The organism is Shewanella sp. POL2, assembly GCF_000282755.1.
Taxonomy (GTDB): Bacteria; Pseudomonadota; Gammaproteobacteria; order Enterobacterales; family Shewanellaceae; genus Shewanella; species Shewanella xiamenensis.
Window position 1 is genome coordinate 1 of sequence record NZ_AKZL01000047.1, and the last position, 19,123, is coordinate 19,123.

Sequence of the window (19,123 nt, forward strand, 5' to 3'; positions counted from 1 at the left end):
TTTCTCAGCCACGCGTTACAGCGAGATCCCCGAGAAAGACATAAAGCCAAGTGCCATCAACCCTGTGGTAATAAAGGTGATACCAATCCCCTGTAAGCCTTCGGGAATCGCATGAAACTTCATCCGCTCACGCAGCCCTGCCAGCATCACAATCGCCAGCGCCCAACCCGTGCCCGAACCCATGGCAAACACCGCCGATTCGGCAAAGTTGTAATCACGGTTAGCCATAAAAATCACCCCGGCAAAAATCGCGCAGTTTACGGTGAGCAGTGGCAGGAAGATCCCGAGGGAGTCATACAGGCTTGGAATGTATTTATCTAAAAACATTTCAAGGATTTGCACTAAGGCCGCAATCACACCGATAAAGGTGATCAGTTGCAGGTAACTTAAGTCGATGCCAGGCATGCCCGCCCAAGCCAATGCGCCCGGTGCTAGTACCTTCGCATAGATCAGTTGGTTTAAGGGCACAGCTAAGGTCATCACCACGATAACCGCAACGCCTAAGCCGAAAGCGGTCGACACCTTTTTAGACACGGCTAAAAAGGTACACATACCGAGGAAGAACGACAGCGCCATGTTGTCTAAGAATGTGGCCTGTAAAAACAGATTAATATAGTGTTCCATATCCGCTCCTTAACCGCGTTTACGCTGGATCACGTTAATGGTCCAGATCAGCAGGCCAATCAGGAAGAAGGCGCTTGGTGGCAACTTAAACATCTCGTTAGGTAAGTACCAGCCGCCGTTTTCAACCGTAGTCAACACGCTATGACCAAATAGATTGCCCGTGCCTAACAGCTCACGCACAAAGGCCACACTGATCAGCACCAAGCCATAACCCGCCGCGTTACCCACGGCATCGACCACAGCTAAGTGCGGTGGATACTTCATCGCAAAGGCTTCGGCGCGGCCCATGATGATACAGTTAGTGATAATTAACCCAACAAATACAGAGAGTTGCTTAGATAGTTCGTAAGCCACATCCTGCAATACCATGTCGACGATAATCACCAAGGAGGCAATCACCGTCATCTGGGCAATAATCCGCACACTATTAGGGATAAAGTTGCGAATGGCGGAGATAATCAGGTTAGAAAACACCAGTACGAAGGTCACCGCCAGTGTCATCACCACGGCCGTCTGCATGGAGTTACTCACCGCCAGCGCCGAACATACCCCCAGCACTTGCATCGCCACTGGGTTATTGGCAAATACAGGGCCTGCTAGCATGTCCCGCATGGATAAACTGTTGCTCATTTTGCACCTCCCAACTCACCTTGCTCAGCCGATGCCTTTAATTGGTTGAAGAAGGTTTGGAAACCCTCGACGCCAAACCAAAACTCCATTGCGCGCTGTACGCCACGGCCTGTCATGGTCGCGCCACTCACAGCATCAACACCGTGGATATCACCCTCTTTGGCACCGCCTTTCACGAGGCGCATCGCAAACTTGCCTTTTTCATCAAAGAGTTGTTTACCCTTCCACAGGGATAACCAATGTGGGTCAGTCACAAAGTCACCGATACCTGGGGTTTCACCGTGCTCGTAAACCACCATGCCTTTAATAGTATTAAAGTCAGGCTCGACGGCCACGTAACCGTAGATCATCGACCATAGCCCTTTACCGTAGAAAGGCACTACGACGCTGGTTAATTTGCCGCTATCATCGAACACCTTAAACACGCGGGCATCGTTGGCGCGGGTCTTGATTTTGGCGATATCCTTTTTAGGGGCGCTTGAGGTTTCAGGGTTAATCGCCGCCATGCGCTCGTCAAAGTCGAGTACATTGGCATCAGAGTCCACTTTGCCTGTGTCGAGATTAATCAATAATGGCTTAACGGATTTAGCAAAAATCTCTCTAAACTCATTACCTTGGCCTAAATTGACATCGGCCGCCATCAACACATAACGTTGTAACTCATCGCGTTTTTTCGCGAGTTTGCGTTCTTTTAATACGCCTGCGGTACCGGTGATCATAAAGGAGCACAAAAGGCAGAGCGTAATGGTGAAGATCATGGTCCCCACCACAGTATCTTTCTTAAATACCATGACGTTTTACTCTCCGTTTGATGTTGGCACGGGCCACCAGATAATCGAACAGCGGCGCCCACAGGTTGGCGAACAGGATGGCTAACATCACGCCTTCTGGCATTTTGGGGTTAGCCACACGGATAAGGATTGTCATAAAACCAATCAAGGCGCCGTAGGCGAACTTGCCTTGGCGGGTATAAGAGGTCGTGACGGGATCGGTCGCCATAAACATCATCGCGATAGCAAAACCACCGGTGACTAAGTGCCATGTCCAAGGCATTGCCATCATCTGGTTAGTGCTTGAACCGATCACATTGAACAAGGTTGCAGTGGCAATCATGCCCAACATCACACCCACTACAATACGCCAGTCGGCTAAACGGGTGATCAGCAGCAATAAACCACCAAGCAACACAGCGAGCGTGCTGGTTTCACCAATCGCGCCTACGGTAAAACCGAAGAAATTATTCCACCAGTTAGGGTCGCTAAAGGCACTGTACCAAGCGTAATCGGCAAATTGCAGCTTACCGGCAGCGGCTTGCGCTAGGGCTGTCGCGCCAGAAAAACCATCCACGGCAACCAGTTGCTTAACGGTTGTCACTTCTGAAGGATAGGCAAAATAGATAAAGGCCAAGCCAGCTAATGCGGGGTTAAGGAAGTTATATCCCATACCACCAAACAGCTCTTTGGCAATCACTACCCCAAAGCTAATCCCCATTACCACCAGCCAGAGCGGAATCGAAACAGGTAAAATCAGCGTAAATAACAAGGCTGTGACGAAGAAGCCTTCGTGCAATTCTTGGCGACGCACCTTGGCAAACACCACTTCCCAAAACAGGCCTGTCAGCAATGCCGTTAAGTAAATCGGCAGATAAAAACTTAAGCCGTAGAGGAATAAACCAATTACGCCCGTCTCGGCACTTAAGCCACCGCTTAAAGCGTTAAACAGCGCGAGTTTCCAGGTTTCTGGCGTCGTTAAGCCGCTTGCTAGTGCGAGCTGAGCCTGTAAGCCCACGTTATATAAGCCAAATAAAATGGCGGGTAATAAACAAAGGCCCACTAAGGTCATGGTACGTTTTACGTCAATGGCGTCACGTACGTGCACTTGCCCCTTAGTGCTGCGACCACTCGCGATCACCAATGAGCGCACAAAGCCCTTCATCGATTTACCCGTGGCGTAGTAGTCGTCCTGTAAATCAGGTTTTTTAGGTTGTGTCGTCATTAACCTTCCCTCTCGATAACATCTAGACAAGCACGTAGCTCTTTACCGAAGTCATACTTGCCAGGGCACACAAAAGTACACAGGGCCAAATCTTCTTCATCTAACTCCAATGCGCCTAACGCCTGCGCCTCATCGGTATCTCGCACCACTAAGTCACGCACTAGCAGAGTGGGTAAAATATCTAATGGCATAACGCGATCGAGCTGACCAAAGGCCATCATGGCGCGCTGAGAGCCGCCCTGATGGGTGGTAAATTCGAAGGATTTAGTCAGGCCAAATAAACGGGAGGTTACCGCACGGGTGATAGAGAATTTGTCCGAGCCGCCACGCACCCAAGGCAATACTTGGTGCTGCGCATCTTCGGCGAGAACCGATACCTGGTTGTGGAAGCGGCCTAAAAAGTCATGTACGCCTTGGGCGGTATGGCCCGATAACACTGAGCCTGACACCACACGGTTATTACCGGGTTTAATCTCATCGGCCACTAAGGCGCTCAGCTCTGCCCCTAACTGAGTGCGCAGTAAACGTGGATTAAGCACACTTGGACCACCTAAAGCCACCACGCGGTCGGTATAGAGTTCACCTGTTTGGAACAGCTTGCCGTAGGCGATCACATCTTGATAGCCGATGTGCCATACCTGACGCTCAATGCTCACGGGCAAGGTAAAGTGAATATGAGTTCCGGCTAATCCGGCTGGATGCACGCCAGCAAAACGGCGCACTTCAACCTTTGGTAAATCAGTACCGACTAAGGCTTCGCCCTTATCTTGGCAAAGGTAAACCTTGCCTTCGGTTAAATGACTTAGTACCGCTAAGCCCGCCTTAAAGGCATCGCGCTGCTCGGCAATAATCAACCTAGGATCGGCGGCGAGTGGATTGGTATCCATCGCCGTCACGAAAATACCTGCAGGTTTGCTATCTAACGCGGGAACACGGGAGAAAGGACGGGTACGCAGCGCAGTCCACAGACCACTGTTAACCAATTGCGCCTGAACCACCTCGGCAGAAAGTGCCTGTAAATCGGTGTGGATATCGAAACGGATCTGCTCATCGGCGTCTAAGCCATTGCAGCGGATCACCACGGATTGTAAGACTCGACGCTCGCCACGGTTAATTGCCACAATCTCGCCACTGGCGGGAGCGGTAAACAGTACGCCCTTTGTTTTTTTATCTTCAAACAAAGGTTGGCCTTTTTTGACCTTATCGCCGACTTCCACCAACATCGTCGGTTTTAAGCCAACATACTCCTCACCCAACAGGGCCACTTGGGATGGCCTATTACCGGGTTCGATGATCGGCCTAGGCTCACCCGAAATCGGCAAGTCGAGGCCTTTTTTGATCGTTATAACTTGGTTTGAAAAATCTGCCATCACAAATATCAACCATGAAAATTTTTAGATAAATTTAGGGTAGATGTTTGTTAACAGATAATCCGATAGTGGCGTCACATTCCGCTGCAATTTCGTAAGTAATATACGTAAAATTGCATTATTTTGTGATGAAGATCGAGTCGGATTCTGAACAAAAACTTCAAATGTAGTTTTATAACAAATAATTCATAATTACGTCATAACTGTTTTAGAAATAACTTAACTATATAAAAACAGACAAAAATCCCCCTCTTAGACCCCGAATCGGGGCAAAGGCACAAAACCCAGAGTCAGTGGCGAGTTAGTGCGCAATATGTCGCAATAAACCTAGCAAAATCCCCACAAGGCATTGGTTATTTTTAACCCACTAACATTCTTAGCGCCGCATTAACCTTTGCTTTACAGCAAAAGCTTGATAGCCTCGAAATAAGATAGTTTCCGTAGGAGAAATAGATGGAATACAGACGCATACCGCATTCTAATCTCGAGGTGAGCAAAATCTGTTTAGGCACTATGACTTGGGGCGAACAAAATACCCAAGCCGAAGCCTTTGCACAGCTAGACTACGCCATAGGCAGTGGCATCAACTTTATTGATACTGCGGAAATGTACCCTGTGCCGCCAAAACCGGAAACCCAAGGGGAAACCGAGCGCATTTTGGGCCAATATATCAAGGCCCGTGGCAACCGTGATGACTTAGTGATCGCCACTAAGATTGCCGCGCCAGGTGGCAAGAGTGACTATATTCGCAAAAACATGGCGCTAGACTGGAACAACATTCACCAAGCAGTTGATGCCTCGCTCGAACGCCTGCAAATCGATACTATCGATCTCTATCAAGTACATTGGCCGGATCGCAATACCAACTTCTTCGGGGAATTATTTTACGACGAGCAAGAGATTGAGCAGCAAACGCCGATCCTCGAAACCCTCGAAGCCCTCGCCGAAGTCATTCGCCAAGGTAAAGTGCGCTATATCGGTGTATCGAACGAAACCCCTTGGGGACTGATGAAGTATCTGCAACTGGCGGAAAAACACGGCCTGCCGCGCATTGTCACAGTGCAAAACCCCTATAACCTGCTCAACCGCAGTTTTGAGGTGGGCATGAGTGAAATCAGCCACCGCGAAGAGTTACCGCTGCTAGCCTACTCGCCCTTAGCCTTTGGCGCCCTGAGCGGCAAATATTGCAACAACCAATGGCCCGAAGGTGCGCGCTTAACCCTGTTTAAACGCTTCGCCCGTTATACTGGTTCGCAAATGGCACTCGATGCCACAGCGGCCTACGTAGACTTAGCCCACGAGTTTAATCTATCCCCCGCGCAAATGGCGCTAGCCTTTGTTAATTCACGTAAATTTGTTGGCTCAAACATTATTGGCGCCACAGATTTATACCAGTTGAAAGAGAATATCGACAGCTTAAAAGTCAGCCTCTCCCCTGAGTTACTTAGCCGTCTAAATGAACTCTCAGATCAATTTAGATTACCTTGCCCTTAGCTTTTACAATGAGCAGCTAATAAGTGAGTGACGTCAAGCCACTCACTTTCGCCATGAGTTGATTATGCTGTCGCGGCAATGCACTAACCATTGCGATAGCGATTGCAATAGCGGTTGTAGTCGCGATCAAAAACCGAGATACCGAGATGAAACAGACTATTGTCCATATCGCACTCGTAGTAAGAGACTACGATGAGGCGATTGATTTTTATGTTAATAAACTCAAATTTGAATTGATTGAAGACAGTTATCAACCCGAGCAAGATAAACGCTGGGTTGTGGTTGCGCCGCCTAATTCCCATGGTACCGCCCTACTATTAGCCAAAGCCTCCAAGCCCGAGCAGGAATCATTTATCGGCAATCAGGCCGGAGGACGGGTGTTTTTATTCTTAAATACCGATGATTTTTGGCGCGATTATGAGCATATGCGGTCAATAGGCATTCACTTTATTCGCGAGCCACAAGTGCAAGATTACGGCACTGTTGCCGTATTTGAAGATCTCTATGGCAACCGTTGGGATTTATTGCAGCTCAGCCCTCATCACCCCATGGCGAAAAGATGTCAGTAACTATGTGATTGAATAAAAAAGTAAATCAGCCTTTTCCTCATTTAGCAATCATACTCTGCATCGACACCGATGCAGTAATGGCAAGTGTCGCTAGTTACGACCAAGCACTCGGGATTATGACAAGGCACTATCAAGTTAGATGCGCAAAAAACAAAAAAGCGAAGCCATTTGGCTTCGCTTTTTGTTCACTCAATAGCAGTTTATTTCATCAACCACGCGCGGTAAGACTTACCCTTAATGCGGCCGCTAGTGATCTTGCTCAGTGCCTTTTTAGCCACTTTACGGTTTACCGCCACATAAGCACGGTAGTCGGTCACGAGGATCTTGCCCACCTGCGTACCTTCAATGCCATTATCACCCGTCAGGGCGCCAAGAATATCACCAGGGCGAAGTTTCTCTTTTTTACCGCCATCGATTTGCAGAGTGATCATGGTTGGCGTATTAGGCGCACTGCCAAGCAAGCTTAATGATGGCAGTGATTCACTGGTAATTTCTCGATCTAAGTACTCTTCTAGCAAGGCAATCTTGTAGCCGTCTTGATCGTTATAAAAGGTATAAGCAGCGCCTTTACTGCCCGCACGGCCAGTACGGCCGATACGGTGAATGTGCACTTCGGTATCGTAGGCCACATGGTAGTTAAATACGGCATCTAGCGCATCGATATCTAAACCACGGGCGGCCACGTCGGTAGCCACCAGCACGCATGCGCTCTTGTTAGCAAATTGCAACAGGGTTTCGTCCCTATCGCGCTGTTCTAAATCGCCGTGCAAGGCCAAAACACTAAAGCCTAAACCCTCGAGTTCGTCGGCCACTTTTTGCGTTTCACGCTTGGTATTACAAAACACCACGGCGCTTTCTGGCTTATGTTCTAACAGTAATAATTGCAGCGCTTGCATGCGCGACTTATCGTCATCTAACTGATAAAAATGCTGTTCGATGGTATTTTTTTCATGGGTAACCGCGGCCTTAACCATCACAGGGTTATACATGATTTGTTTAGCAATCGATTGAATTTGCTCAGGGAATGTCGCACTAAACAGCAGCGTTTGGCGCTCGCGTGGTGACTGTTCAATAATGGCATCGAGCTGAGGTTGGAACCCCATTTCGAGCATGCGGTCAGCTTCATCAAGCACTAACATATTCAGATGACTTAAATCTAAACGATTGCGGTCTAAGTGATCGACAATCCGACCTGGGGTTCCCACAATAATATGGGCACCATGCTCTAAAGAGCCAATTTGTGGCCCCATTGGCACACCACCACACAGGGTTAATACTTTCACGTTGTGTATACCGCGGGCCAGAGTACGGATCTCCTGCGCCACTTGGTCGGCCAACTCGCGGGTTGGGCATAGCACTAAGGTTTGAATACGAAAACGCTTAACGTCTAATTTATTTAGTAAACCTAGACCAAAGGCCGCCGTTTTACCTGACCCCGTTTTACCCTGACCTATCACATCCTCACCCGCTATAATCGCTGGCAAGCTTTGCGCCTGAATGGGCGTCATCTCGTTGTAGCCCATAGAAGAAAGGTTCTCAAGCAGTTCGGTTTTTAGCTTAAGGGTCGAGAAAGCCAGTGATGGAGTTGGCTTAGTATCTGAATTGCTCAAGGCGAATATCCTGTGGTGGGTAACGAAGCGGCTGCTAGGTTACTAAAATTGCGTTACTTATCGATTAAACGGGTTTATCAAGATTCAGGTTTACATAAGGCAAGAATTCAATTCTGCGCTCGCTCAACCCAAAAGTACCGCTATTGTAGCAACAACGAGCAGCTTTTACCTCAAGTCCTTAAACTCAAGTCCTTAAACAATCGAAATCGCCTGCGTAAACCGCAATAAAAAAGCCCTGCTGAGATACAGGGCTTTGGTTTTGATCAGCACGGCAGACTTAACAGATTAAGCGATTTGGCCAAAACGCCCTTCTTGATAATCGCGAATCGCCTGCTGAATTTCCGCTTGGGTGTTCATCACAAAGGGGCCCATCTGCACAATTTTTTCGCGAATCGGTTTACCCACAAACAGTAACATGCCCGCACCGCGATCATCGGCCTTAAGCTGCAATGGCGTTTGGCTATCGAGCACTAAAAACTGGCCTTCATTGAATGACCACTGTGAGCCTTCGCCCTTACTCAAGCCACCTTGGTAAATATAGAGGGCGGCAAACTCATGCTTGGATAAATCGAGCAGCGCTTCACCATTAGCGTTAATCATCAAGTCGGCAATCGCCGCTTCGCCCGCTAATCCTTGGATGGTGGCACTGATGGCGCTCTTACCCGCAAAAGCCCAATCACCCGCCAAGGCTTTAAGGGTTGCGCCAGTGTCATTAGTGGTTTCAACGCTTGGGATTGAAGCCGTATCCTGATACGTCGCGGGGCGCAGTTTATCTTTCGCGGGCATATTGACCCAAATTTGGAAGCCATGCAAACCATTGAGTGCATCGGCCAGCGGCATTTCGGAATGCACCACGCCGTAACCCGTGCTCATCCACTGCACATCGCCAGCACGAATCGCTTTGACGTTACCCATTTGATCTCTATGCTCAAACCCGCCCTTACGGATATAGGTAAAGGTCTCCATCCCACGGTGCGGATGCGGTGGAAAGCCACCAATAAAATCCTGTTTATCATCGGATTTGATCTCATCCATCATCAAAAACGGATCAAAATGGGTAGTGACAAAGTCCGCCACACGGCGAATATTCACCCCGTCGCCATCCATCGCAGGTTTAGCAGAAAACTGACCTAAAACTTTCATTTTATGCTCCTAACTCGTAAGGCATTAGCCTGTGCACTCGCTATCTCTTGGCTCCCCAAATGACAGGGTGAAACTGTGGCAATGCTGATGGTGGCAGAATAACAAGGAAATTTGCAAAAGAATAACGCGAAATCACGCTTAGATTTTTCGAAAAAGTAGAATGGTTGGGAATTGAGTAAACGGCGTTATAACTTGCTTAAACAATACTTCTCGAAATAAAGCGTTTGTGAAAAAGTGTGTGAACTGTTTATCACTAGGACAAAGGAAATTGCCATTGTCTCCCCAGTGACACGCCATCCCATTCTTTGACAAAAAGCCCAGAGGCTCGACGGCGACATCTGCTGTACAGGATGTACTAATGCAGCGATCACATGGATGTGAATGAGCTGCCATATTGCCAACGGTTACTGGTGCTTCAATGGCAATTCACACACCACATACAACCGTTTCGTCATCCGAAGATATGGGACAAAAGCTTAATAGCAATTTTATCTGCTCAGAGGGAGCTTATTGTCATTGTTTCCCCAGTGACACGCCGTGAATATGTCTCTATAGGCTCGACGGCGACATCTGCTGTATATGGATATACGAATGTTGCAATCACATGGATGTGAATGAGCAACCATGTCGCCGACGGTCACTGTAGCCCCAATGCCAATTTCATCTACCCAATTGCTGTATGAGTCTAAAAAAGCTAAGGGACAAAAGCATGTTAGATTCCCAACTCTAATTATTGAGTTTCGGATTAAAATTTCTATGGAGATAACGCAGCGTTCACCGGCTTGTCCGGTGCAACGCTTTGTTAGCCAATACTTCCTTCTGCGCCATTTTCGGAAGATCTAACACAGAATATCGACTACTTTCTTTTACAGGGTAAGTCGAGTAGACATGATCTATGAAATCGTTGAAATACAGAGAGTCAGTTTCACGAACAATTTCTTCGATAACCTGAGCTTCATCAGAATCGATGGAGCTACATTTTTTTATATCGCCAACAAATTCAATTTGTTCTTTTAAGCTTCCATACGGATTTCGTGTAATAACCACATTAAAGTCGGAACTATCTCTTGCGAGATTCACAACATCATCCACGTATGGACCATAGTGATTGAAAAGCCACTCTATATTCGAGATAGTGCGACCATGTCTTTGACTCATTTTCCAGTCTGCGAGATAGACCAACTTAGTAAACCTAGCCTTGGATAAGTCAGCCTTATGGGTTATTTTTGAGTAAAGAAATGCCATGAGATCATGCAACTTTTTGTTCATCAACCTCTCCTTTGTTTCTTTCGTCATCTTGTGCTGGCAAAGGTCTCATATCTCGTGACGATGCATCTGATATAAATTCAACCAATCGGTGGTTCTCTCTTTTTACCAGATCTCTTAGCCTAGAATCATCAAAGTCATTCTGATCTTGGCTTTCAAAAATTATTACACCTATATGATGGCCGCGAGCATCCTGAATAGCAAATCCACCAATAGTGCAGCTCTTCATTCTCAGTCGAGAACTAATATCTCTTGAAAAACCGTAATTATCTTCAAGGTATTGATAATATTTAGTATTTTTCCGGTTAAATATGGGAATTTTTTTTCGAAATACTCACCCTCGGCCCACGCCTTCCCAATTACACCTTGGTTTCTTGCAAAGAATGGTCGGCCAGGCTGATTGAATTCATGGTTTTTTGCAAATCTATCAAGAAGAACAAGATTTTTCTTATCAGCATCTAAGTAATATATAGATATTCTATGCTTAACAGTGAATGCCATTTCATTAAATATTTGGCATGTCCAAAGATGCGCGATCTTCTTGAATGAACTAATCAGCTCTTCTGCTAATACGTAATTGTTTTCAATCTCTGTTCTCAATAGGTTTTCCCGATCTAAAACCTCTCTTCTTAGCTTCTCGTTCTCTAGCTTAAGGCTCGCTATTTCTGTGGCACTAGAGTCATTGGTAGCTTTAAGTGCTCGAAGGTCTTTAGCCTGACCAACAGCGCCCCACAATGTTAACAAAAGGAAAAATATTAATCCTGAAATTGGATTCCATACGAAAAATTTGAGTGCTAACAAGAATTCATTGAAAGAAGATACAGACCCTAAGCTGTTACCACTCCACCAATCAACGACGAATGTTAGGAAAACTGCCACTCCTAGTGGCCCTAGAGCATTCAATATGACAAAGCCGTGATCTTCTATCGCGCCAACTACTTTGCTAATAGGCCTTGAACTACTACTAAATCCTGCCAATTATTATTTACTCCTTAATTAGATAGACCATATGGCTAACGCTTTAAACAGCGAGTGGTTTTCCGCTGATTTAACTTGTTAACTGCTTTTGCAAACATCATAGATTCCATTCGTATCAACAGACTTATGCACTTGTGACCAATTTTGTCCATCGTAATAATTAACGACTACTCCATGCTTTTGTACGTAAATCACAATTTTTTCTGATTTATAAAAGTACCCAGGAGCAGCAGTTGCTACATAGTTTTTCCAGTTTGAACTATTTAATTTCAACCACTTATTGAGTCGATCATATTCAACTGAGTTCTTATCAATTTCTCCATTGCATGTAACCCAAGAATCGGGTTGATAAACAGCGAAATCGATATCTTGTGAGCGGTCAAACCACAAAAGCACAGCGCAAACTGTGATAGCCACAACGATAAGAACACATGCAATGACTTTCAGTAACTTGGCCATGCTACTCCATGCAGTTAACGCTTCGCATCACCGGCGCACATGGAGCGCAGCGAAATGTGCGTCCGAGTGCATGCGATTGTTAGCTTACTATTTAAGTCTTGTGGCACTGACCTTTTCTCCGTCATCAGTATTGATGAGATATGAGCCACAGATAGTGACATTCGAAACAGGCAACCATATGCTGCTTGTAACCGTATCAACGGCGTCTACCTGCCAGATTGAGCCGTCCTCAAGTTTTATGATTTCACCATTGCCTGCAATTGACTGTATCCAGTGCCCATCTTCACAGCCGGAAGATTGCTGAGGCGATTGACTTTGCGATGGCGCAGTCAAACCCTCAATGCTTCCCAAAGATGAAGAGTCCCAAATTCTGCATTTCTGATCTGCATCAGGGAGAATCAATTCTGAGCCGACCCCCCAAAAACAGGCCCGGTGAAGAAATGAGAACAGCTTTTCCTTCAAACCGCCATATAGAAAGACAGCCAACGCCTTTTTCAATTTGATATGCGTCCCCATTCTTTCTGACGACAATGGCGTTATCGTCCATAGCTTTGTACAAGTACACCCATTCGGACGCTGCGTGAGCTGATTGAGCAAAAAGTACGATAACAATGGTGACAATCAAGGTGCTGAAATTCATGCGCGCCCCCTTGGCAAGCTAACATTTTATTCATGCGCATGCGCGTTTACCTCGTTAGACCAGTGAAAACGCGCACAGTTAACTATCTGTATGCAAAGAACTTATCAGCATTCTATTAAATATACCATCTGGAAAAACACGCATGCGCGTTTTCCAAACCTATTAACTAAAACTCAGCCTCTATAGTCAATTGATTTTATAGAGTTTTACTTGTTTCAGATGGAATTAGTGCGCAATGCTCTTGTCTTAAAATCATACAAAAATACCTAAATTTAAATATGACTGTATACCCATACATTGTTAGCCGATTTCTGGTAAGACCAAACATAGGCAAATAGATAAGAATATGTATGCAGCAGGTGTGGGAATTTTCGGTTGACCTAACGAGTCGAAGCGCGGAAAGGGGCATAAAGCTTTTAGCCAGATGAACAGTTCAATGGTCGTCAAAATTGTCACTGTTGCAACAGTGACCGTTGGCGACATGGATGTCGCCGTCGAGCCTATAGGGACATATTCACGGCGTGTCACTGGGGAAACAATGACAATTCATCCTACACACCTGACGACAAACTTATCTCGTTTTGGGGCAAAAACATTTTATCAAAGGCTGCGTATTGATGGGATTGCTGCTATTTAGTGTGATTCTTAATTGCTTGGTATAAGACTGTATTACTCTCTCACAGTAGCAAACAGCAGCAAATGGCGAAATCTCGTATCAGGCTTTTGTTAGCATAAAAAACGGGATTGGCATATTAAGGCCCATCCCGTTTTTATGACTCTACACTTTGCCGTTATAAGGGGCTAAATCTCTAACAAGATAAATCCCTAAGACTAAGCTAAGTCTATATTTGTCAGTTTAACGCTTATTGACTCAGTTTTGGTGTGCGCGGCGGAATAATGCGCCTGTTACCTGTTGACTCAAATGCACCGGCAAATTTAAGCAGGTTATTGTCGTCATAGGCGCGGCCCGCAAAGGTTAGACCCACTGGCATGCCAATATCGGCCATCACGCCCATAGGTACAGTCACAGTCGGTACGCCTAAGTGGCGGATCGCAACGTTTCCGTTAGCTACCCAAACGCCATTGCTCCACGCAATATCGGCAGAAGCTGGATTCACATGGGCATCGGCAGGCCCCACATCGGCCACCGTTGGGAACAGCACGGCATCAAGCTTTAGCCCGTCCATCCAATCTTCAAGATCCAGCTTACGGGTCTTTTCTAAACCACGCAGACCATCGGGAATACTGTCGATCTGATCGAAGGATTTAAGGCCACGCTTAGCCATGTTGACGTACTCTTCCATGCCTGCCGCTAAGTCACCTTCACGATTTGGCAAGGTGCCAAGATCATGGGGGAATATCAAATGCCCCACCACATCTTCAAGCTTGTTGAGTTTAGGGTCGTTGTTAGCCCGCAGGAATTCATCGAACGCCCAACCTGAGAGTTCCCACAATTCATCATGCAGGAACTGAGGTGTAACGATACCGCGGTTAAACACAGTCGGCGCACCCGGGCGGTCGCCTTCACAGTTAGACACCAGCGGAAAATCGACTTCAATCACTTCGGCGCCAGCAGCTTCTAGGGCTTTACGCGCCGCTTCCCATAGATCGATAACCGATTGGCGGGTATAAATCCGTTGACCCGTTGGGCCGCCAATACCCGGATTTTCGCTGGTGCCAGCCAATTCATCTTTATTGATGTACATGCGCGGCACACCAAAACGCTTACCCTTGAGCGTATCGGCGCTAGCCGCCAGCGCTAGATAGGATTCTGGGCGAACTGTAGAGGCTTTAGGGATTTTAACCCAAGGTTGTAGACGCCAGAGATCGCCACGGGTGATTGGGTCGTCGGCCACAATCACATCGAGCACTTCGAGCATATCCGCCATTGTGCGAGTATAGGGCACGACCACATCCATGGTCGGGGTTAACGGCCAGTTACCACGCACGGAAATCACGCCGCGAGACGGGGTATAGGCGCATAAACCATTATTGGACGCAGGGCCTCGACCACTCGACCAAGTTTCTTCAGCAAGACCAAATGATGAGTAGCTCGCCGCCGTGCCCGTGCCCGCTCCGTTGGAAGAACCCGAAGCAAAGGGTGCAGTAAGATAATCAGCATTGTATGGACTTTCGGCGCGGCCATAGTGACCACACTGCATGCCGCCATTAGCCATAGGTGGCATATTGGTTTTGCCTAGGCAAATGGCACCCGCGGCGCGTAGGCGCTCGACGGCAAAAGCATCGTACTGGGCCACTAAATCTTTAAATGCTGGGCTGCCAGACGCCGCCGTCAGTCCCTTCACCAAATAGCTGTCCTTAGCGGTGTAAGGAATACCATCGAGCGGGCTTAAGGTTTCACCTCGAGCACGGCGCGCATCTGAGGCTTCAGCTTCTTTCAGCGCATCGGGATTGTGCACCACTAACGCATTGAGCTTAGTTTTTGTCGCAGGGCCGTCATAAGCCTCAACCCGCGCGAGATACGATTTCACCAACTCCACTGCGGTGGTACGGCCAGATTCGAGCGCAGCACGCAGCTCGGCAATAGAAACTTCAGTGACTTCAAACATCTTACGCCCTCCCGTAGAAAGCCAATTGTGGTGTATTAACAGTGACATCAATCGTCATGCTGTTCTCCTAGGGTTACTTTCCAGCAGGGATTTGCTGAGTAATACAATGGATATTGCCGCCACCTAATAAAATCTCACGGGCTGGCACACCCACAATCTCATGCTCAGGGAAAATTTCTTGCAGCTTTTGGGCAGCGATATCATCGGTTGCTGGGTCAAGCAGCGGGAATACGATGCGATGATTGGTGATTAAAAAGTTCACATAAGAACCCGCTAAACGCTCACCTGCCGTACGTGGCACACCAGTGCCTTCAGTAACACCTTTTGATTCTTCTTCGCTGCAATACAGCGGCCCTGGTTGTGGCAACAGATGGATTTTTAACTTACGACCTTGGGCATCCACGGTATTTTGCAGCACTTCGAGCGCGGCTTTTGAACGTGGATATTGTGGATCCGATTCATCATCAGTCCAGTGCAGAATGACTTCACCAGGACGGGCAAAACAGCACATATTATCGATATGGCCATCGGTCTCATCCATATAAACGCCATCTTGTAACCAGATAAACTGCTTAACATTCAAATAGTCACGCAGTAAGTCTTCAATCTGTTCTTTTGTCAGCTCAGGGTTACGGTTGGCGTTGAGTAAACATTCGGCACTCGTCATACAGGTGCCTTCACCATCGACATGGATGGAGCCACCTTCGAGGATCAGCGGCGCGCGATAACGGGCAAAACCATGCTGTGCAAGCATTTGCTGCGCGACTTGCTCGTCCTTATCCCATGGAAAGTACAAACCACCGTTATGGCCGCCCCAAGCATTAAAGCCCCAGTCAACACCGCGGCATTCGCCCTCGGCATTAACGACCACAGTTGGCCCTGTATCGCGAGCCCAGCAATCGTTACTGTCCATTTCAACCAAGGTAACGTGGGATGGCATAACCGTTTTGGCTTGTGCTAAAAAGGCTTTAGGGACACCCATATACACTGGCGTTGCCGCGCCAATCGCATCGGCCACCTTAGCGAAAGTCGCCTGAGCATACGCACCCGCAGCGCGCCAGTTATCAGGACGATAGGGCCAAATCATCCACACAGCTTGCTGCGCCGCCCATTCGGCGGGCATATAAAAACCATCTTGTGATGGCTTAGTCGTTAACGGCGTGACATCCACATTCACGTTTGTCATGAGTTTTGTCTCCAGTAATGCTGAAATCGATAAGGGTGTACGCCCCTAAAATAGGACGACAGAATACAGTTATATCAGCCCCGCAACGATGCAAGGGCCATTGGCAGCGGTAATAAAATCTCTTACATACTTTGCCAGCACGTGTTTAGCGCTTCATAAAGATGAGCCTAGTCGGGTTTAAACACCCCAATGACGGCGCCCGTGGCTTTTTCGGTCACTTTGATATCGGTTTGCTGCTCACGATAATCACAGTCAGTACATTCTACGGTTTCGATACCGTTTTCTTTAAACAGCAAAATGCTGTCTTTCGCGCCGCACTTAGGGCATTTTGCGCCAGCAACAAAGCGTTTTTTTATTTTAGTGGTCATGATACAAACCTATAAATGGCTACGCGCCCAGCGATAAGCGAATCATCGGCGTTAAGGCGAAAATGTGGCGCTATTTTGCCATACTGCCCAGCTATTGCCAGTCCTTGAATAAACTTGTGCTACCTTACTCCCTGACCACGCGGTAGAGCGCTATCGCACTAGGCCATAAAAAGTCGAAGAAATACGCAGCAACTCGGCCTAAGTTGTGGTTTGCCATGAGCTTGTACGTTATCATCACAACCCTTACTCATTCATGATATGACCAAGTTGTAGTTAATGATCAGCATCAACCAAGCACAATTAATCCGTGGTAGCAAAACCCTGCTCGACGAAGCCTCTCTGACCATTTATCCCGGCCATAAGGTCGGCCTAGTGGGCGCCAACGGCACGGGTAAATCCTCACTGCTCGCATTAATTATGGGTCACCTGAGCTTAGATAAAGGCGAGTTTAGTATGCCTTCGGGTTGGCAGATTGCCAGCGTCGCCCAGGAAACCCCTGCACTCGAAATGTCTGCACTTGAATATGTGCTTGATGGCGATAAAGAATATCGCCAGCTTGAGGCTGATCTGCATATTGCACAGGAACATAATGATGGCCATGCGATCGCCACCTTGCACGGTAAAATCGATGCCATTGGCGGTTATGCTATTCGCGCCCGCGCCGGAGCCCTGCTTGCAGGTTTAGGCTTTAGCGAAGCAGAGCAAAATAACCCAGTGAAAAGCTTTTCGGGCGGTTGGCGGATGCGCCTCAACCTAGCCCAAGCACTACTGTGCCGCTCCGACTTACTGCTGCTCGACGAACCGACCAACCACTTAGACTTAGATACCATGTACTGGCTCGAAGGTTGGATTAAGTCCTATCAAGGCACGCTGATTTTAATCAGCCACGATAGGGATTTTATCGATGAAATCGTTGATGAAATCGTCCATGTCGAAAATCAAAAACTCAATTTTTACAAAGGCAACTACAGTGCCTTTGAACGCATCCGTGCTGAACGTATGGCACAGCAACAAGTCGCCTTTGAGCGCCAACAAAAAGAACGGGCGCATATGCAGTCTTTTGTTGACCGCTTCCGCTATAAGGCCAGTAAAGCCAAACAAGCGCAGAGCCGCTTAAAGGCGCTGGAGCGGATGACTGAGCTGTTACCATCTCAAGCAGATAGCCCGTTTTATATGGAGTTTCGCCCGCCTGAGGCCCTGCCTAATCCGCTGATTAAGATGGAGCAAGTGGCTGTTGGCTATGGCGATAAGCAAATCCTCAGCAAAGTGCATTTAAACTTAGTGCCTGGAGCGCGCATTGGGTTGCTCGGCCGTAACGGTGCGGGTAAATCAACCCTAATCAAGCTGTTATCAGGCCAGTTATCACCGATGACCGGATTGTATGAGCCCAATCCCGGCCTGAATATCGGTTACTTTGCCCAGCATCAAATTGAATTTTTACGCTTAGACGATACGCCGCTGCAACATTTAGTGCGCCTTGCGCCCAATGCCCGCGAGCAGGAATTGCGTAACTTCCTCGGTGGTTTTGGCTTTAATGGCGATATGGCACTCTCGCCAGTGCGCCCCTTCTCTGGTGGTGAAAAAGCCCGTTTAGTGTTGGCATTATTGGTATGGCAACGGCCCAATCTGTTGCTGCTTGACGAACCAACCAACCATTTAGATTTAGAGATGCGCCATGCGCTCACTATGGCATTGCAAACCTTTGAAGGTGCAATGGTGATTGTATCGCACGACCGCCATTTATTGCGCTTAACCTGTAGCGACTACTATTTGGTTGACCAAGGTGAAGTACAAGCCTTTGATGGCGATCTTGACGATTACCACCAATGGTTACTCGATGCCGCAAAAGCCGCCAGTGCCAACCAAACGGCCAACAGCGATGACACCAAACCCGCTGTCGATAAGAAGCAGCAAAAGCGCTTAGAAGCAGAGCTACGCCAAAAGGTGTCACCACTTAAACGCAAACAGGCGAAGCTTGAAACCGATCAGCAAAAGCTCAGTGAGCGGCTCGCCGAACTGGAGCATTTGCTGGCCGATAGCGAATTATATGATCAAGACAATAAAGCCAAGCTCACCTCGGTACTCAGTGAGCGCACCAGCTTGACACAAACGCTAGAAGAAAGTGAAATGCAATGGCTTGAGCTACAAGAAGAAATTGATGCAATGGAACTTGAGTTAATGGGCCAATAATCGGTCTGCTGTCGCCTAATTGACAAGGAAG

At 47.6% G+C, this 19,123-nt stretch carries 18 protein-coding genes; 3 read left to right on the plus strand and 15 right to left on the minus strand.

Features of this window, described 5'->3' with window-relative positions:
• Nucleotides 1-15 precede the first annotated feature (15 nt).
• Genes nqrE through SHEWPOL2_RS13435 form a run of 5 tightly spaced genes read right to left on the minus strand, consistent with a single transcriptional unit; the run spans nucleotide 16 to nucleotide 4,619 of the window.
• The gene (gene nqrE, locus SHEWPOL2_RS13415; RefSeq protein WP_037429000.1) at nucleotides 16-624 is read right to left on the minus strand and encodes an NADH:ubiquinone reductase (Na(+)-transporting) subunit E; all 609 of its coding nucleotides are present in this window, start codon (nucleotides 622-624) and stop codon (nucleotides 16-18) included.
• A gap of 9 nt (nucleotides 625-633) precedes the next feature.
• On the minus strand, nucleotides 634-1,254 hold the full coding sequence (locus tag SHEWPOL2_RS13420) for an NADH:ubiquinone reductase (Na(+)-transporting) subunit D (RefSeq protein ID WP_011621547.1): 621 nt from the start codon (nucleotides 1,252-1,254) through the stop codon (nucleotides 634-636).
• Nucleotides 1,251-2,045, minus strand: a complete 795-nt coding sequence (locus tag SHEWPOL2_RS13425) for a Na(+)-translocating NADH-quinone reductase subunit C (protein ID WP_037414594.1) — start codon at nucleotides 2,043-2,045, stop codon at nucleotides 1,251-1,253. The genes SHEWPOL2_RS13420 and SHEWPOL2_RS13425 overlap by 4 nt, the downstream gene beginning before the upstream one ends.
• Nucleotides 2,035-3,249: an NADH:ubiquinone reductase (Na(+)-transporting) subunit B gene (locus SHEWPOL2_RS13430; protein ID WP_037429001.1), complete on the minus strand. Its 1,215-nt coding sequence runs from the start codon at nucleotides 3,247-3,249 to the stop codon at nucleotides 2,035-2,037. The genes SHEWPOL2_RS13425 and SHEWPOL2_RS13430 overlap by 11 nt, the downstream gene beginning before the upstream one ends.
• Nucleotides 3,249-4,619 (minus strand): Na(+)-translocating NADH-quinone reductase subunit A, encoded by a 1,371-nt coding sequence (locus SHEWPOL2_RS13435; RefSeq protein ID WP_037429002.1) that lies wholly within the window; start codon nucleotides 4,617-4,619, stop codon nucleotides 3,249-3,251. Before SHEWPOL2_RS13435 ends, SHEWPOL2_RS13430 begins: the two co-directional genes overlap by 1 nt.
• Nucleotides 4,620-5,072: 453 nt before the next feature.
• Here SHEWPOL2_RS13435 and SHEWPOL2_RS13440 point away from each other — a divergent pair, with 453 nt between their 5' ends.
• Both SHEWPOL2_RS13440 and SHEWPOL2_RS13445 read left to right on the plus strand, forming a co-directional pair.
• Entirely contained in the window at nucleotides 5,073-6,113 is a 1,041-nt protein-coding gene (locus SHEWPOL2_RS13440) for an NADP(H)-dependent aldo-keto reductase (RefSeq protein WP_037429005.1), read from the plus strand.
• A gap of 146 nt (nucleotides 6,114-6,259) precedes the next feature.
• Nucleotides 6,260-6,682 carry a VOC family protein gene (locus SHEWPOL2_RS13445; RefSeq protein ID WP_037429007.1) on the plus strand — a complete coding sequence of 141 codons (423 nt, stop codon included), beginning with the start codon at nucleotides 6,260-6,262 and terminating at the stop codon, nucleotides 6,680-6,682.
• Between the two features lie 200 nt (nucleotides 6,683-6,882).
• Here the strand turns inward: SHEWPOL2_RS13445 and dbpA are convergent, their stop codons facing one another.
• From dbpA to SHEWPOL2_RS13505, 10 genes are all read right to left on the minus strand, one after another.
• On the minus strand, nucleotides 6,883-8,292 hold the full coding sequence (gene dbpA / locus SHEWPOL2_RS13450) for an ATP-dependent RNA helicase DbpA (RefSeq protein ID WP_181382078.1): 1,410 nt from the start codon (nucleotides 8,290-8,292) through the stop codon (nucleotides 6,883-6,885).
• Nucleotides 8,293-8,577: 285 nt separating this feature from the next.
• Complete coding sequence (locus tag SHEWPOL2_RS13460; RefSeq protein WP_037429011.1) at nucleotides 8,578-9,435, minus strand: pirin family protein; 858 nt, start codon at nucleotides 9,433-9,435, stop codon at nucleotides 8,578-8,580.
• Between the two features lie 774 nt (nucleotides 9,436-10,209).
• Nucleotides 10,210-10,704: a Panacea domain-containing protein gene (locus tag SHEWPOL2_RS13465; protein WP_037429013.1), complete on the minus strand. Its 495-nt coding sequence runs from the start codon at nucleotides 10,702-10,704 to the stop codon at nucleotides 10,210-10,212.
• Nucleotides 10,685-10,930, minus strand: coding sequence for a hypothetical protein (locus SHEWPOL2_RS22915; RefSeq protein ID WP_037429015.1), 246 nt, complete (start codon nucleotides 10,928-10,930; stop codon nucleotides 10,685-10,687). Before SHEWPOL2_RS22915 ends, SHEWPOL2_RS13465 begins: the two co-directional genes overlap by 20 nt.
• Before the next feature lie 2 nt (nucleotides 10,931-10,932).
• Entirely contained in the window at nucleotides 10,933-11,679 is a 747-nt protein-coding gene (locus tag SHEWPOL2_RS13475; protein ID WP_037429017.1) for a hypothetical protein, read from the minus strand.
• Nucleotides 11,680-11,757: 78 nt separating this feature from the next.
• Nucleotides 11,758-12,138 (minus strand): hypothetical protein, encoded by a 381-nt coding sequence (locus SHEWPOL2_RS13480; protein ID WP_037429018.1) that lies wholly within the window; start codon nucleotides 12,136-12,138, stop codon nucleotides 11,758-11,760.
• An 87-nt stretch (nucleotides 12,139-12,225) separates the two neighbouring features.
• Nucleotides 12,226-12,669 (minus strand): hypothetical protein, encoded by a 444-nt coding sequence (locus SHEWPOL2_RS13485; RefSeq protein ID WP_146193309.1) that lies wholly within the window; start codon nucleotides 12,667-12,669, stop codon nucleotides 12,226-12,228.
• 972 nt (nucleotides 12,670-13,641) lie between these two features.
• Nucleotides 13,642-15,348 carry an amidase gene (locus SHEWPOL2_RS13495; protein WP_037429023.1) on the minus strand — a complete coding sequence of 569 codons (1,707 nt, stop codon included), beginning with the start codon at nucleotides 15,346-15,348 and terminating at the stop codon, nucleotides 13,642-13,644.
• 73 nt (nucleotides 15,349-15,421) lie between these two features.
• The gene (aguA, locus tag SHEWPOL2_RS13500; RefSeq protein ID WP_037429026.1) at nucleotides 15,422-16,534 is read right to left on the minus strand and encodes an agmatine deiminase; all 1,113 of its coding nucleotides are present in this window, start codon (nucleotides 16,532-16,534) and stop codon (nucleotides 15,422-15,424) included.
• A gap of 167 nt (nucleotides 16,535-16,701) precedes the next feature.
• Nucleotides 16,702-16,902 (minus strand): YheV family putative zinc ribbon protein, encoded by a 201-nt coding sequence (locus SHEWPOL2_RS13505; RefSeq protein ID WP_011071175.1) that lies wholly within the window; start codon nucleotides 16,900-16,902, stop codon nucleotides 16,702-16,704.
• 276 nt (nucleotides 16,903-17,178) lie between these two features.
• Here SHEWPOL2_RS13505 and SHEWPOL2_RS13510 point away from each other — a divergent pair, with 276 nt between their 5' ends.
• Nucleotides 17,179-19,092 (plus strand): ABC transporter ATP-binding protein, encoded by a 1,914-nt coding sequence (locus SHEWPOL2_RS13510; protein ID WP_037429028.1) that lies wholly within the window; start codon nucleotides 17,179-17,181, stop codon nucleotides 19,090-19,092.
• Nucleotides 19,093-19,123: the final 31 nt, after the last annotated feature.